The sequence below is a fragment of the Pseudomonas protegens CHA0 genome, from assembly GCF_000397205.1.
GTDB lineage: Bacteria > Pseudomonadota > Gammaproteobacteria > Pseudomonadales > Pseudomonadaceae > Aquipseudomonas > Aquipseudomonas protegens.
Genome location: NC_021237.1, coordinates 1,156,591 through 1,170,225 on the forward strand (window position 1 = coordinate 1,156,591; position 13,635 = coordinate 1,170,225).

Consider the following 13,635-nt stretch of genomic DNA (forward strand, 5'->3'; position numbering starts at 1 on the left):
CCCCCGCAATGAAAAAGTTTTTCAGCCTGCTCGCCACCCTGCTCGTGCTGGCCCTGGCCCTGTGGATCGGCCGTACCCTGTGGGAGCACTACATGTACACCCCCTGGACCCGTGACGGCCGGGTGCGCGCGGACATCATCAACGTCGCCGCCGATGTCACCGGCGAAGTGGTGGACGTGCCGGTCAAGGACAACCAGCTGGTGCGCAAGGGCGATCTGCTGATGCAGATCGACCCCGAGCACTACCAGATCGCGGTCAAGCAGGCGCAAGCGCTGGTGGCGTCGAAGAAGGCCACCTGGGAGATGCGCAAGGTCAACGCCCGGCGCCGCGCCGACATGGACAACCTGGTGATCTCCAAGGAAAACCGCGACGACGCCGGCAACATCGCCGACTCGGCCCTGGCCGACTACCAGCACGCCCAGGCCCAGCTGGAAGCGGCGCAACTCAACCTTGCACGCACCCAGGTGCGGGCGGCTGTGGATGGCTATGTCACCAACCTCAACGTGCACCGTGGCGACTACGCACGCATCGGCGAGGCGAAGATGGCGGTGGTCGACATGAACTCGTTCTGGGTCTACGGCTTCTTCGAGGAAACCAAGCTGCCCCACGTGCGCGTCGGGGATAAGGCCGACATGCAACTGATGAGCGGCGAAGTGCTCAAGGGCCATGTGGAAAGCATTTCCCGGGGCATCTACGACCGCGACAACCCGGAAAGCCGCGAACTGATCGCCGACGTCAACCCGACCTTCAACTGGGTGCGCCTGGCCCAGCGCGTACCGGTGCGCATCCACATCGATGAAGTGCCCGAAGGCGTCCTGCTGGCGGCCGGCATCACCTGCACCGTCATCGTCAACCCCGAGCCTTTGTAGGAGCTGGCTTGCCAGCGAAGGCGTCGGCAGGGGCGATGCAAGGCTCGCGGGCCTCTTCGCCGGCAAGCCGGCTCCTACGAGGGAGGCATTGGTTGTAGGAGCTGGCTTGCCAGCGAAAGCGCCGGCATGGGCGATGCAAGGCTCGCGGGCCTCTTCGCCGGCAAGCCGGCTCCTACAGGGGGCGGTTATTTGTAGCTTTTGTCCATGATCGCCTGGGACTTCTTCGCCGCAGCTTCCAGGCCGTCGTTGACGTTGTTGATGGTGGCCACCAGCTTCGGGTTCTGCAGCACGTCGACACCGGGGTAACGCTGCTGGGCCAGGCGCGAGACGATGATGTACTGGGTCACTGCGTAATGCAGCTTGAACTGGCCGCTGTCCCGGGCCTTGGCGATGGCCGCCTTGACGAAGGCCTGGCGCTCGGCCGTGGTCATGCCCTTGAACAGGTCGGGGAGATCGAAATGGATCTCGGCCGAGAAAATCGCCACTTCTTCATCCCGCGCCTCGTCGTACATCACCTGCTTGCTGGTCACCCGCGCCTTCAGCTCGCCAAAGTGCTGTTCGCCAGCGGCCAGTTGCTCTGGGCTCATCTTGCCTTTAAGGGCATCCAGCTGGCTGGTGTCCTCGGTGTTGTCGATAACCTTCAGCCAGGCGTAGGCCTTCACCAGGTCGCCGGACTCTTCGGCGGCGTCGGCCAGGCTCTGCTGCGGTTCCGGGTTGCCGTGCAGTGCCGAGCGTTCCAGCCAGCGCAGGGCCAGGTCCCGGTCCTTGGGAATGTCCTTGTCGCCGAACCAGTAGGTGGCGTACATGCCGTACTCGGCGCACCAATCGTTCTGTGACGCCGAGTAGGCGATGTAGTTGAAGGACTCGCGGTCGCGCTCAGCCTTGGGCTTGTCCGTTTCCTGATCGGTGGTGGTGGACAGATAGCAGAAGGCCCGGGTGTAGTGCGGCGCGGCCATGGCGAAGCAGCTCTTGGCGTTCGCGTAGTCCTCGATCTCGTTCAGCTTGTAACCGGCGCCGTACAGCACATCCGCGTCCATGGCCGGGTTGCAGTACTCGTTGGCGCTGACCTTGGGCAAGACGCTGTCCAGCGTCAGCTTGGGCAGGGTGTCATTGAGTTCGGGGCGTTTCGGTTCGGTGTTTTGCGCAGGCGTGGAGGCGCAAGCCGCCAGCAAGACAGCCAATGCCAGTGGCAGCGCGTTGAACAATTTCAATGGATATTCCCTGATCGGCGAATGAAAAAAGACGCGCATGAAATCAGGCAAGGACAGGACGGGAGAGGGTGGAGCTTGAGCAAATCCGTGCTTGGGTGTCGACGCCAGCGATTCCATGCTGCATGAGCGCAGGGGCTCAAGGTCGCGCATTTTACTGGGATTGAGAGGGCATACAACCGAAACCGCCGCACCTGTTGGGCTGCGGCAAAGGGCCCCGGGGCCCTGCACCGGTGACACCTCGGACAGCAGTAGCGCCAGCCGCTGCTATGGCGTGCGCTTGGCCAGGAGGATTTTGGCCTTGGCCACGCTGTCTTCCACGCTCAGGTCATCGTCCTCCAGCACGGCCTGCAGCGCCGGGTCTTGCCACAGGTCCACGGCCGGCCCGGTGCTTTGCACCAGGCGGGAAATCAAGGCGTAGGCCACCAGCTGGCCGCGGGTGTGGAACTTCGGGTAGCGGTCCTGCATGTCCACCAATTGGGCGACGAAAGCATGCTGTTGCTCAGGCGACATGCCCGCGAACACCTCCGGGTAGTCGTAGTAGATATCCCCTGTGCCCAGGAGGATGACGTTCTGGCGCAGCGCCTGCTCAAGATCCTGTTTGGAGGGGAGCTGGCTGAGCAGCCGGGTGTAGTGCTGCTCGCCTTCGGCCATCTGCTGAGGGCTCATCTTGCGTTTCAGCGCTTCGAGCCTTTGGGCGTCATCGAGGGTTCGGGCCCAGGCGTAGGCCAGCGGGAAATTGTCCTGTTCGCTGCTGCGCAGCATCTCCTGTTGCGAGTCCTCGTCGCCGTGCCGAGCGGCGCGTTCCAGCCAGGCCATGGCCAATGCCTTGTTCGCCGGCTGGTCCAGCTTGCCAAGGTTGTAGATGTCGTACAGGCCCGCTTCCGCGCAGGATTCATTGTGCTGGGCGGCGTAGGCGATGTAGTTGAAGGCTTCGCTTTTGTCATAGTCCTTCTGCCTGGAGCCGACAATCCCGCCCAGGATGCACAGGCTCATGGTATCGCGGGGGGCGGCCATGATCAGGCAGCCGCGGGCCATTTGTATGGCCTTGCTCGCCAGCAAGGTACGGCTTGCGCCATGCAGCACCTCGTCCTCATTCATCAGGCGGATGCCGAGGCCGACCAGCCGTTCGCTGTCCATCTCCGGCGAGCAGTACGGGTTGGCCTCGACCTTGGGCAGGATCTGTTCCAGGCTCAGCTCCGGCAGGGTGGCATTGAGTTTTTCGTCCGGTGACGAGGCATGGCAGCCCAGCAGCAAGGCGAACAGGGTCAACGTCAGCGCACTACGATATTTCAATGGGGCAGATCCTTGATTGGCGAATGAACAAAGGCGCACTGCGCCACCGCGGTAGGAGCTGGCTTGCCAGCGAAGGTGGTCGCAAGATTTGCACTCGGCTCGCGGGCCTCTTCGCCGGCAAGCCGGCTCCTACGGGAGGCACGCGGTACACCCTAGATGGCTTGCGTGCGTAGGGGTCAGAGCCTGGCGCTCAGGCCGAAGCGCTTCATCAGTCCCTTCTCCAGCAGACCCTTGGGCAGCAGGTTGGCCAGCAGCGGCAGGGCGCGGCTGCCATTGCCCAGCCGTACCAGGCGTGGCGGATTGTCCTGCTGCACCGCCTTGAGCAAGCCGGCGGCGAATTCGCTGGCCGGGGTCGGCTTGTCCTGGGAGGCCTTGGCCCGGGAGCGGATGCCCTCGCGCAGCGGCCACCAGGGCGATTGTTCGTTGAGCAGCTGTTCGGCTTCATGCCCGGCATTCTTGGCGAAGCTCGAAGCAATGGCCCCGGGCTGCACTTCCATGACGCGGATGCCGAACGGCGACAGTTCCATGCGCAGGGCATCGCTCAAGGCGTGCACTGCGGCTTTTGAGGCGCAGTAGGCACCGGCAAAAGGCGTCACCAGCACCCCGGACACACTGCCGATGTTCACCACCAGGCCGCGGCTGCGGCGCAGCACCGGGAACATCGCCCGAGTCACCCCGACCACCGAGAACACATTGGTTTCGAACTGGCGTTGCATCGCTTCCACGCCGCCATCGAGCAGCGGGCCCATGGCGCCGTAGCCGGCGTTGTTGATCAGCACATCCAGGCCGCCGTACTGCTGGTTGATCTCCTCGCCCAGGGCGCCCAGGGCCGGGCCGTCATTGACGTCCAGTTGCACGGCCTTGAAACCGGCCGCTTGCAGGGCAGAGACGTCCTCGGCCTTGCGGGCGGTGGCGAGCACGGTGAAACCGGCGCCCTTGAAGGTGTCCGCCAGGGCGCGGCCGATGCCGCTGGAACAACCGGTGATCAACGCTACGGGCATGGCGCGGTCCTTGTGCTGGGTGAGGGAGGGGGTGAATCAGTCGGAGAAACTACCCTGTAAACGCTCGGCGCGAAACTCCAGGGTTTGCGGGCGATAGCCGGGGCGCAGCGGCGGCAGGGGCAGGCAGTCCTGCCAGTTGGCGCCGGCCTGCAACTCGCCGGGGCCACGGTAGCGCGGGGCGCTGTACTGGTTGTCGGCGAGGTTGACCGTATCCCCCGGCGCATAGGCGGCGACCCGCCAGCGCAACTCCACCAGGGGCACCTTGTTGCCGTTGTTCAGCTTGACCTGCAATGGACGGTCGGCGGGGCAGTGCTCCGGCGCGTAGCTCAGGCGCAGCTCCAGGCGCGCCAGTTGCTGGGCTTCGCGGTTGTCCAGCCAGACCACCCAGCAGGCCACCAGGGCCAGGCCGAACGCGGCAGCCAGGGACACGGGAAGGGCTTTGGCGGGGTAGCGCAGAAGCAGGATCAGCCAGGTGATGACCAGCAGAACGCCGATGAACATGACGCGAGCCTCGGGGAAAAGGAGGGGACATCCTACCTAAGCGTAGGTGGGGTTGGCGATGGAGGGTGGCTGTTGTGACGTTATCCACAGGCCAGGTTTTGATGGGGGCGTTAGGGACAACAGAAGGTCTGTTAAAGCGGATTTATGCCGATAGTGGACATCATGTGGTCCACTCTGGTGCCCGCCCGAGCAGGTGGCTGGCATGCTTCGGGGTCATCTATCCATTTCTGGAACACCTTTACCGGGACTGGAAAATGCTCAGGCTCTCAGGGCTGCAAACATCGAACGAGGCGAATGCTAGCTGAAGGGGTGGGCTCCGCTTTCGACTGTGAAGCGTGCTGGTGCCAAGGACGAGACGTGCCCGTGGTGGCGATCTATGAGGTGTATAATCTCCGGGCTTTGGCATCAATCATGGGGCGATGATGGACGTATCACTGCAGCAGATTTTGCAAACTGCACAGATCAGCGATCTGAAGAAGCTGGGGACGTTTCTTGAGGTCAAACGCTTTGTCGAAACTCAGCTTCATTTGAAGTTAGGGGCAAATGGCTGGAGCTCCTTATCTTTGAAGTTAAAGCGCCTGAGTGCCCAGGCAGAAGAGGGGCGTGAATGCGCACGTGTACTCAGTGATGCGTTGCCCTATCCGGTTGTGCGCAATGAAGTTTCAAAAAGAATCGGCTTCAGGATGTGCGCCAGGAATGTTGCAGAACTTAGAGGCGCTTTGTCCCTGTTGTCGAAATGCTCTGCTCGTCCTGCGTTTGATCCTTATGAGCGTTTCGAAAAGAACAAGCTTAAAAACTTTGTCAGCAGTTCAAGACTGGAAGGCATAGACATACCGGTCTTCGACGAAAAAGCCTCGTTGGAAAAAATCCTGGCCAAGCATGGAAGACCGTTGAATGGATAAATACGACGCTTCTCATGATCATTACTGCTACCCCGCCTCCTCGGCGTGCCGCCATCCTGAACATTCCTAAACTCTCTTGGCCTGGACATAAACTGCGACGCCTTCGTCGTTGCTGTGTGTCGAACCCGGACTAGCCTTTGAGCGTCGCAGCACATTCAGCGACCGGGCTTGGTAACTCGTTCTGATACAGGCGCAACAGCGCCGCATTTCACTTGTGCAATGGCAGCTGTGCGTGGGAGGGGGCGTCCCTGCCGGGTTCCTGTATCTCCGGTTTACCAACCTGCACGCAGCTGCCACCCCTGCGCTTGGTAACCCGTTTTGATGCAGCTGCAGCAGCACCCCATTGCGCTATTGCCGGCGGGTTGTGCGCCTGCGCATTCGTGCAATGGCAGCTGTGCGTGGGAGGGCTTCGTCCCTGCCGGGTTCCTGTATCTCCGGTCGACCAATCCGCGCACGGCTGCCACCCACAACAGGGCTGCGCATCTTCTGACGAAGATGGGTACGGCAGTGATCGATGAGGCGGGTTCTAGATGAAGGAGAGGGGACAGGCGTGCCGATCGTTCCCCCGCGTTTGAAGGGGAACGATTACGGGGCGTTTTAGTTCAGGTACTGACTGCCACGAATCCGCCGTCCCAACACGTCCAGCAGATCACAACCATCGCGCAACAGAATGGCGCTGGCGTGGGCGATCTGTGTCAGATCGGTGGCATCGGCGTGGCGGCTGTCCATGTGCACGATGCTTTCCATCAGTTGAGTCACCGCGAGGATGCGGTAGGCGGCGCTGGCATGCAGTTCGTCCAAAGGCGCGCGGGTGTCGATAAACAGGGTCGGAGTGGAGGATTCGTTGCTGGTTAGCGCGATACGGTCCGTCATGGTGTGTTGCTCCTGAAATAAATAGAGCTGCCACTTGATCGCCGTCAAACGAGTTGGGTGGCAACTGTACGCAGGTTGACGGACCGGTTTCAGGAACCCGGCGCATCCGAAGATGCCCCACGCACAGTCGCCATAAGACATTTTTGCGAGCGCAGAAGAGCGCAAGCAGAGTCGAGGAACTATGCGTCCTGAAAGTGTTACCGAGCCGTCAAACCCGATCACGAATGAGTCGTGACAGGCGCGAGGATAGGGAGCGAGAAGAGGGTGGTCAACCCGAGATGTGTAGCCTTAAACGACCTTTTGTATCCACAGATGGCTGTTGATCTGGCTTGCCGCTTGAAGCTTACGGCTGCCTCTACTGATCGCTGCTTCTTGTAGCCGCTGCCGCAGGCTGCGAACGACCGCGCAGCGGGCGCAGGGGGCTCAAGACCGCTGAAGGTCCTTCGGCCCTTTTCGCAGCCTGCGGCAGCGGCTACAAAAAAATCCCCCTGTCCAACCGCCTGCGGATAGGGGACGCAGGCGCCTGGAAGGGGGTTGAAAGGACTCGCTGATAACGGCGCTCTGCCTTTGCTCGCAGCTTGCCGCTTGAAGCCTGTCGCTGTTACTGGGCGATGGTCTTCACCGAGACGCCACGTTCCACCGGGGTGGAGCGGCCGTAGATATCTTCAAACCGCTCGATATCGTCTTCGCCCAGGTAGCTGCCCGATTGCACTTCGATGATCTCCAGCGGGATCTTGCCCGGGTTGCGCAGGCGGTGCACCGAGGCAATCGGGATGTAGGTGGACTGGTTCTCGGTGAGCAGGAACACGTTCTCGTCACAGGTGACTTCGGCGGTGCCGCTGACCACGATCCAGTGTTCGGCGCGGTGGTGGTGCATCTGCAGGGACAGGCAGGCCCCCGGCTTGACCGAGATGTGCTTGACCTGGAAACGCCCGCCCATGTCCACCGAGTCGTAGGAGCCCCACGGACGGTAGACCTCGCAGTGGTTCTGGGTCTCGCTGCGGCCCTGTTCGTTGAGGGTGTTGACCATCTGTTTCACCCCTTGGACCTTGTCCTTGTGGGCGATCATCATGGCGTCCTTGGTTTCCACCACGACGATGTTTTCAAGGCCGATCACCGATACCAGCTTGCCGTTGCCGTGGATCATGCAGTTGCGGCTGTCCTGGATCACCACATCGCCCTTGCTGACGTTGCCGTTGGCGTCTTTTTCATGCACGTCCCACAGCGACGACCAGCAGCCGACATCGCTCCAGCCAGCGGTCAGGGGCACCACGCAGGCGCGCTGGGTCTTCTCCATCACCGCGTAGTCGATGGAGTTGTCCGGGCAGCAGGCGAAGGTGGCTTCGTCGATGGTCACGGTGTCCGGGTCCTGCTGGCTGCGCTCCAGGGTCAAGAGGCAGGTGTCGTAGATGTCCGGGTCGTGTTTCTTCAGCTCTTCGAGGAAGCGGCTGGCGCGGAACAGGAACATGCCGCTGTTCCAGAAATAGCCGCCGGCCTGGACAAACTCGGTGGCGCGTTTTTCGTCGGGCTTTTCGACGAAGTGCGAGACCCGGCTGACCCCCTCCGGGAGCAGCGCATCGTTGGTGGACTTGATGTAGCCGTAGCCGGTTTCCGGCTTGGTTGCCGGGACCCCGAACAGCACCATTTCGCCACGCTCGGCGGCCACGGTGGCCAGGGCCAGGGCCCGTTGCAGGGCTTTCTGGTCGTCCAGGACGTGGTCGGCGGGCAGTACCAGCATCAGCTCGTCGCGGCCTTCGTTGACCAGCATCATCGCGGTCAGGGCCACGGCCGGGGCGGTGTTGCGGCCGAAGGGCTCCATGAGGATGCGCTGGGATTCGAGCTTACGGGCCGCCAGTTGCTCGTTGACGATAAAGCGGTGGTCCTTGTTGCAGACCACGATGGGGGTATCCATGCCTTCGAACACCAGGCGCTCCAGGGTCTGCTGGAACAAAGTGTGTTCGCCGGTCAGGGCGAGGAACTGCTTGGGGAATTGCTTGCGCGAAAGCGGCCAAAGACGTGAGCCGCTACCACCTGACAAGATCACCGGAATCATGTTGTTACTCCTTCAAACATCGTATGGGTTAGAGCTACTGCGTTCTGTCGTTTCACTCTTGTTTTTGTGGCGTGCCCGGATGCGCTGCCCACCTTCTGTAGGAGCCGGCTTGCCGGCGAAGGGGCCCGTGAGGACGCCTTCGCTGGCAAGCCAGCTCCTACGAGAGGCGGGGAGCAGCCTTCCGGAAATTCATTAGCGGGTGGAAACCGGGCGCTTGACCCAGACCGGCGACAGGTTGCTGCCGTTGCCGGTGACGTAGAGCACCGCTGCTTCGCCGCGCTCCAAGGCCACGGGCTTGAGGTCGCTGACCTTTTTCTCGCCGTCATACAGGGCGAAGCTGACCTTCACCGGGTTGATTTCGCGCTCGCCGCGGCCTTTGGCGGCCACGGCCTTGACCACGTCGGTCTTGCCGTCGGCGGTCTTCAGGGTCAGGGCCTGGTCGCTGAGGTTCTGCACCCGCACCAGGGATTTCTGCTTGTTCTTGAACGGCGGTTCTTCGATCAGTTGCGGCTGGCCGCTGGCGTTGTTGACCAGGGTGTAATAGTGATCGGCGGCCAGTTTCACCGGCACGCTCTGGCTGCCCACCTTGGCGGTGTAGTCGCCGCCGGGCATGAAGCTGAAGTCGCTGCTGGCCAGGGGCGCGACGTCATTGACGTTGGTGCTGCCCACCGTGGCGCTGACTTCGCTGTTGCTGGCGTTGTACAGGCGCACGAAGGTCGAGCCCTTGGGCGCGGTGGGGCCGTACAGGGCGGCATCGCCACCGGCGAATACCGGAGCTGATAGCAGGCCCAGGCCCGCAGCCAATACGGCAGCTTTCAGGGATTTGGCAGCGAGACGACGAGGAGTAGTAGTGAAAGTCATGAGTGTTACCTCTTTTCAGTTTTGCGCCCGGTCGGGCGTCTCGGATTTGTTGAGTGCAGCTACGTTCTGTTGGCGAGCACCGGCTTGCTTGAGCTCTGCGACCCACTGCGGGTCGGCGTCGCCGATTTCGTTGTTCACAGGCAGATAGCGTTCAGGGAATTCCCAGATCAGCACCTGGGGCGGGTTGTTCTTGAAGTCGTCGCTTTTCAGGTAGCTGAGCATCGGCAGGATCGGGCCGTGGCCGTCTTCGGCGTAGCTCAGCACGTCGCTGTGCAGGGCCTGTTTCAGGGCGCCGACGAAGTTCCAGCTGGGGTTGGCGCTGTAGCTGGTGCCCACCAGGGTCACCGGCACTTCGCGGTCGGCAAACAGCGCGTCGTCGGCGGCCGGCTGCTCTTCGCTGGCCCGGGTCACGCGCTTTTGCAGGGGCTCTTCGGCCGGCATCAGGTTTTCGAACAGCGGGTCCAGGGGCAGGAAGCGGCGCAGGTCGCCCTTGTGTTCCACGGTCTCTTGGGTCTCGGTGACGAAGCGCTGTGGCTGACCGCTGAGCGGGGTCTTGGCGGCGATGGTCAGGGCCAGTTGGCGGGCGACGATCTCGGCGCCGGCGGGGGTCCAGTGGGTGTCGGTGCGCAGGAACACTTGCTGGCCCTGTTGCTTGGCCTGTTGCAGGGGGCCAAGCAGGTCGGGGGCAAGGATCTTGTCGGCAGCGACCCGGGCGTGGAAGTCCTGGTAGAGGTTGGCGTGGATGCGCGCCGGGCGCACTTCGTCCATGTGTTCCGGGTACAGGCGCACCTTGGCCGGAACGATCGCCATCACCAGTTTTACCCCGTGCTCCTTGAGGGTCTGGCGCACGCCTTCTACCAGGGCGTAGTTGCCCTGCAGGTTGAGCTCCTCGTTGACTACGGGGTTGAACTCTTCATCGCTGTACAGCCACTGGTCACGGCCCAGCACCACCCCCGGGCGCCCTTCGTTGAACAGCTTGAAGTCCAGGGCGGCCCAGAGGTTGGTGCCCAGGCGCTTGATCGGAAACTGGTCGTCGTAGTGGGTTTCCACCGCCTTGGCCCAGCGCCCGTTGAGCACGGTGGCGTCGTTGTTGGTACTGAAACCGAAGAAGCTGCGCGCCGACCACACCCCCAGCACCAGCAGGGTCAGCAGGAACAGGGCGATGTAGAACACACGTAATGAGCGGGTCATGGGCAGATCCCTCAGAACTGGAAGTAAAGGAACGGCGAGAAGCTTTGCGCCGAGAGTTTGAGAATCGAGGCAATGAACAGCAGCAGCACCAGGGCGCGCATGGCGTAGCGCGACCAGTCGGCAGTCCAGTAGGCCGGCTGCACCTGGGCCTCGGTGCCGACGATGTGGCCCGGCTGGTGAATGCTGCCGGGGTTGTCCCCGGGGACCGCCTTGATCAGGCCGGGCTGGGCGCTGGCCGGGCCGTCGTCGGCGGTAGTGACCTCGGGCTTGGCCTTGACCAGCGCCGGGTTGCGGTACAGGTCACGCAGGCCGAAGAACGCCAGGGTGGCGTAGGCCAGGATCAGGGTCGCCACTTGCAGGCCGGTGAGGCTGGCGCGGTTGAGTTCCGACAGCGACCAGTCGCCAAAGCTGAACATCGCGCCGTACATGCGGCCTGCTACGTGCAGGTTCTCGGCGCGGAAGATTACCCAGCCCATCACCACCAGGAGGAAGGTCAGGGCCCAGCGCACCGGGTTCAGGCTGCGCGGCGTGGTGTTGATGCCCAGGGCCTTTTCGATGGCCAGCCACATGCCGTGCCAGGCGCCCCAGACGATGTAGGTGAAGTTGGCGCCATGCCACAGGCCGCCCAGGAGCATGGTCAGGAACAGGTTGCGGTAGGTGATCAGGGTGCCTTTGCGGTTGCCGCCCAGGGTGATGTACAGGTAGTCCCGCAGCCAGGTGGACAGGCTGATGTGCCAGCGCCGCCAGAACTCGGTGATCGACTGGCTGATGTAGGGCTGCTTGAAGTTTTCCATGAAGCGAAAACCCATCATCAAGCCCAGGCCGATGGCCATGTCGCTGTAGCCGGAGAAGTCGAAGTACAGCTGCGCGGTGTAGGCCAGGGCGCCGAGCCAGGCATCGCCCGTGGTGGGGTTGTGCAGGGCGAAGCAATGGTCGGCGACCACCGCCAGGGTGTCGGCGATGAACACTTTCTTGATGAAGCCCTGCATGAAGCGGGTGCAGCCTTCGGAGAACTTGTCCAGGGTGTGGGTGCGGTTGTTGAACTGGTCCGCCAGGTCACGAAAGCGCAGCACGGGGCCGGCGATCAGGTGCGGGAAGATCGCCACGAACGCCGCGAAGTCGATCAGGTTGCGAGTGGCCGGGGTGTCTCCGCGGTAGACGTCGATGATGTAGCTGATGGACTCGAAGATGTAGAACGAGATGCCGATCGGCAGCAGCACGTGGGTCAGGATGAACGGCTCAAGCCCCATGGAGGTCATGATGGCGTTGATGCTGTCGACGCCGAAGTTGGCGTACTTGAAGTAGCCGAGGATGCACAGGTCCACCGCCACCCCCAGCAGCAGCCAGCGCTGGGCGGGTTTGGTCCTGACACCGGCGGCGCCGACTTTCAGGCCGATCCAGTAGTTCCACAGGGTGACCCCGGCGAACAGCGCCAGGAAGTCCACGCGCCACCAGGCATAGAACACATAGCTGGCGATCAGCAGCAGCAAGTTGCGATAGCGTTGCCCGCTCAAGTAGTACAAGCCGAGAAAGATCGGCAGGAACAGGAACAGGAACACATTGGATGAGAAAACCATCCCGATCTCTCCATGTTTAACCAATAGTCAGAGGCCGGAGCCCCCCCAAACCCCCCCGTGAAAAACCGGGGAAGCGGTACTGCGTGCAGCGCGCCCCCTGTAGGAGCCGGCTTGCCGGCGAAGGCGCTCTTGAGGGCCTCTTCGCTGGCAAGCCAGCTCCTACAGGGGGACGTTCCAACGATTCGAATCAGGAGCCCTTTTCATGGGCCGGGTCGTAGACCTTGGTCAGGTCGCCACCCAGGCGGAAAGTCTTGAACGGCTGCATCTTGTGCTTGCGCTCCAATGTCTCCGGAGCGCAGGTGTAGAGGCTGCAGTAGGGTTCCAGCCAGGCGAATTTCGAGTCGACCTTGAGGTCGGTCATGTCCTGCTGCTTGCCGTTCTTCTTCTCGAAGGTGTCCGGGTCCTTGACCCCGGCCAGCACCCGCTCGCCCAGGCGCTTGAGTGCTTCGTGGTTTTCCTGGCGCAGGTCCACGCCGTTGACCTGGGCGAAGCTGGCGATCATTGCCAGCGGCGGCAGGGCGTAGTTGTGGTAGGCCAGGGCCCGCTGCTGGCGCTTGAGTTCGTTGGGCAAGAAGCCGTCTGCATCGACCTGGTTGGCGCCGACCTTGTATTCCTTGACCGCCCAGTCGAACAGGTCGCGGCGGTTGGTGGCCACGGCGGTGGCCATCACCGACCAGGCGGCCCAGTAGGAGTGGTTGTTGGTCTTGTCCAGGGGCAGGTTGTCCCAGTCGCTGACCACCTGGTCGGCCATCTTGCTGAACCAGGCTTCGATCTTCTGTGCCTGTTCCTGGTGGGTGGCCAGGGGGTGGGAGTCGGAGAACTTCAGCCGCAGGTAGGCCGAGGCCATGCTGCCCAGGGCCCATTTGCGCATGGACTTGCCGGTGTGGTTGAAGTCCTTGGACATCAGCGCATCGGCCTGGGCCCAGGCGCTGAGCCAGGCGAGGGTGCAGTCCAGCTGTTCAGGGCGGCCGTCGCGCATGAACTGCATGACCCGCTTGCTGGTACCGCGCTCGATCTTGGTGATGTCCGCGGTGGTGTCGCGAAAGGCCTGTTCGGACTGCACGTTGAGGGTCGCCCGGGCCTTGTCCGAGCCTTCGTACTTGCTGCGAAACTGCAGGGCGCCGGTGTAGGGCGCCGGCATGGCGTCGCAGCCCTCGCTGTTGTCGCCGCTCTTGAACTTGTCCACCGGGGCGTAATAGCCCTGGGGCGGGCGCAGCGGCGCGGCGGCCTGGGCGCTGCCGGTGACGATGGCCAGCCCCAGCAGGCTGGGTATCAACAAGCGTTTCAAGTCTGTGCTTTGCAT

Annotated in this window: 12 protein-coding genes; 2 read left to right on the top strand and 10 right to left on the bottom strand. The window is 62.6% G+C overall.

The genetic code is table 11. The features are described from left to right. Positions 1 to 8: 8 nt before the first annotated feature. A complete protein-coding gene (locus PFLCHA0_RS05125; RefSeq protein WP_011059359.1) occupies positions 9 to 869 on the top strand; it encodes an efflux RND transporter periplasmic adaptor subunit in 861 nt (286 codons plus the stop codon). A gap of 185 nt (positions 870 to 1,054) precedes the next feature. Here the strand turns inward: PFLCHA0_RS05125 and PFLCHA0_RS05130 are convergent, their stop codons facing one another. From PFLCHA0_RS05130 to PFLCHA0_RS05145, 4 genes are all read right to left on the bottom strand, one after another. Further along, entirely contained in the window at positions 1,055 to 2,080 is a 1,026-nt protein-coding gene (locus tag PFLCHA0_RS05130) for an SEL1-like repeat protein (RefSeq protein WP_230493586.1), read from the bottom strand. Positions 2,081 to 2,344: 264 nt separating this feature from the next. Then, the gene (locus tag PFLCHA0_RS05135) at positions 2,345 to 3,373 is read right to left on the bottom strand and encodes an SEL1-like repeat protein (RefSeq protein ID WP_015634227.1); all 1,029 of its coding nucleotides are present in this window, start codon (positions 3,371 to 3,373) and stop codon (positions 2,345 to 2,347) included. 176 nt (positions 3,374 to 3,549) lie between these two features. Beyond that, the gene (locus PFLCHA0_RS05140; protein ID WP_015634228.1) at positions 3,550 to 4,374 is read right to left on the bottom strand and encodes an SDR family oxidoreductase; all 825 of its coding nucleotides are present in this window, start codon (positions 4,372 to 4,374) and stop codon (positions 3,550 to 3,552) included. 36 nt (positions 4,375 to 4,410) lie between these two features. Next, positions 4,411 to 4,875 (bottom strand): hypothetical protein, encoded by a 465-nt coding sequence (locus PFLCHA0_RS05145; RefSeq protein ID WP_015634229.1) that lies wholly within the window; start codon positions 4,873 to 4,875, stop codon positions 4,411 to 4,413. A gap of 422 nt (positions 4,876 to 5,297) precedes the next feature. Between PFLCHA0_RS05145 and PFLCHA0_RS31055 the strand changes: the two genes are divergently transcribed. Continuing rightward, positions 5,298 to 5,777 carry a YhfG family protein gene (locus PFLCHA0_RS31055; RefSeq protein WP_080644473.1) on the top strand — a complete coding sequence of 160 codons (480 nt, stop codon included), beginning with the start codon at positions 5,298 to 5,300 and terminating at the stop codon, positions 5,775 to 5,777. A gap of 597 nt (positions 5,778 to 6,374) precedes the next feature. On the opposite strand, the gene PFLCHA0_RS05150 is transcribed toward PFLCHA0_RS31055, so the two are convergent. The 6 genes from PFLCHA0_RS05150 to PFLCHA0_RS05175 all read right to left on the bottom strand — a co-directional run bounded on the left by PFLCHA0_RS05150 (position 6,375) and on the right by PFLCHA0_RS05175 (position 13,635). Continuing rightward, positions 6,375 to 6,650: a hypothetical protein gene (locus tag PFLCHA0_RS05150; RefSeq protein WP_015634231.1), complete on the bottom strand. Its 276-nt coding sequence runs from the start codon at positions 6,648 to 6,650 to the stop codon at positions 6,375 to 6,377. A gap of 601 nt (positions 6,651 to 7,251) precedes the next feature. Continuing rightward, positions 7,252 to 8,703 carry a mannose-1-phosphate guanylyltransferase/mannose-6-phosphate isomerase gene (locus PFLCHA0_RS05155; protein ID WP_015634232.1) on the bottom strand — a complete coding sequence of 484 codons (1,452 nt, stop codon included), beginning with the start codon at positions 8,701 to 8,703 and terminating at the stop codon, positions 7,252 to 7,254. Positions 8,704 to 8,895: 192 nt separating this feature from the next. Further along, positions 8,896 to 9,564: an alginate O-acetyltransferase AlgF gene (locus tag PFLCHA0_RS05160; RefSeq protein WP_011059367.1), complete on the bottom strand. Its 669-nt coding sequence runs from the start codon at positions 9,562 to 9,564 to the stop codon at positions 8,896 to 8,898. A gap of 15 nt (positions 9,565 to 9,579) precedes the next feature. Next, positions 9,580 to 10,755, bottom strand: coding sequence for an alginate O-acetyltransferase (locus PFLCHA0_RS05165; RefSeq protein ID WP_015634233.1), 1,176 nt, complete (start codon positions 10,753 to 10,755; stop codon positions 9,580 to 9,582). Positions 10,756 to 10,766: 11 nt separating this feature from the next. Beyond that, positions 10,767 to 12,332, bottom strand: a complete 1,566-nt coding sequence (locus tag PFLCHA0_RS05170; RefSeq protein WP_015634234.1) for an MBOAT family O-acyltransferase — start codon at positions 12,330 to 12,332, stop codon at positions 10,767 to 10,769. Positions 12,333 to 12,519: 187 nt separating this feature from the next. Then, positions 12,520 to 13,635 (bottom strand): mannuronate-specific alginate lyase, encoded by a 1,116-nt coding sequence (locus tag PFLCHA0_RS05175; RefSeq protein WP_011059370.1) that lies wholly within the window; start codon positions 13,633 to 13,635, stop codon positions 12,520 to 12,522.

What these genes read in the sequence shown, in the direction of transcription:
- PFLCHA0_RS05125 (WP_011059359.1), top strand. Translation starts at nt 9, where the DNA reads ATGAAAAAGTTTTTCAGCCTGCTCGCCACCCTGCTCGTGCTGGCCCTG.
- PFLCHA0_RS05140 (WP_015634228.1), bottom strand. Translation starts at nt 4,374, where the DNA reads ATGCCCGTAGCGTTGATCACCGGTTGTTCCAGCGGCATCGGCCGCGCC.
- PFLCHA0_RS05145 (WP_015634229.1), bottom strand. Translation starts at nt 4,875, where the DNA reads ATGTTCATCGGCGTTCTGCTGGTCATCACCTGGCTGATCCTGCTTCTG.
- PFLCHA0_RS31055 (WP_080644473.1), top strand. Translation starts at nt 5,298, where the DNA reads ATGGACGTATCACTGCAGCAGATTTTGCAAACTGCACAGATCAGCGAT.
- PFLCHA0_RS05150 (WP_015634231.1), bottom strand. Translation starts at nt 6,650, where the DNA reads ATGACGGACCGTATCGCGCTAACCAGCAACGAATCCTCCACTCCGACC.
- PFLCHA0_RS05155 (WP_015634232.1), bottom strand. Translation starts at nt 8,703, where the DNA reads ATGATTCCGGTGATCTTGTCAGGTGGTAGCGGCTCACGTCTTTGGCCG.
- PFLCHA0_RS05160 (WP_011059367.1), bottom strand. Translation starts at nt 9,564, where the DNA reads ATGACTTTCACTACTACTCCTCGTCGTCTCGCTGCCAAATCCCTGAAA.
- PFLCHA0_RS05165 (WP_015634233.1), bottom strand. Translation starts at nt 10,755, where the DNA reads ATGACCCGCTCATTACGTGTGTTCTACATCGCCCTGTTCCTGCTGACC.
- PFLCHA0_RS05170 (WP_015634234.1), bottom strand. Translation starts at nt 12,332, where the DNA reads ATGGTTTTCTCATCCAATGTGTTCCTGTTCCTGTTCCTGCCGATCTTT.
- PFLCHA0_RS05175 (WP_011059370.1), bottom strand. Translation starts at nt 13,635, where the DNA reads ATGCAAAGCACAGACTTGAAACGCTTGTTGATACCCAGCCTGCTGGGG.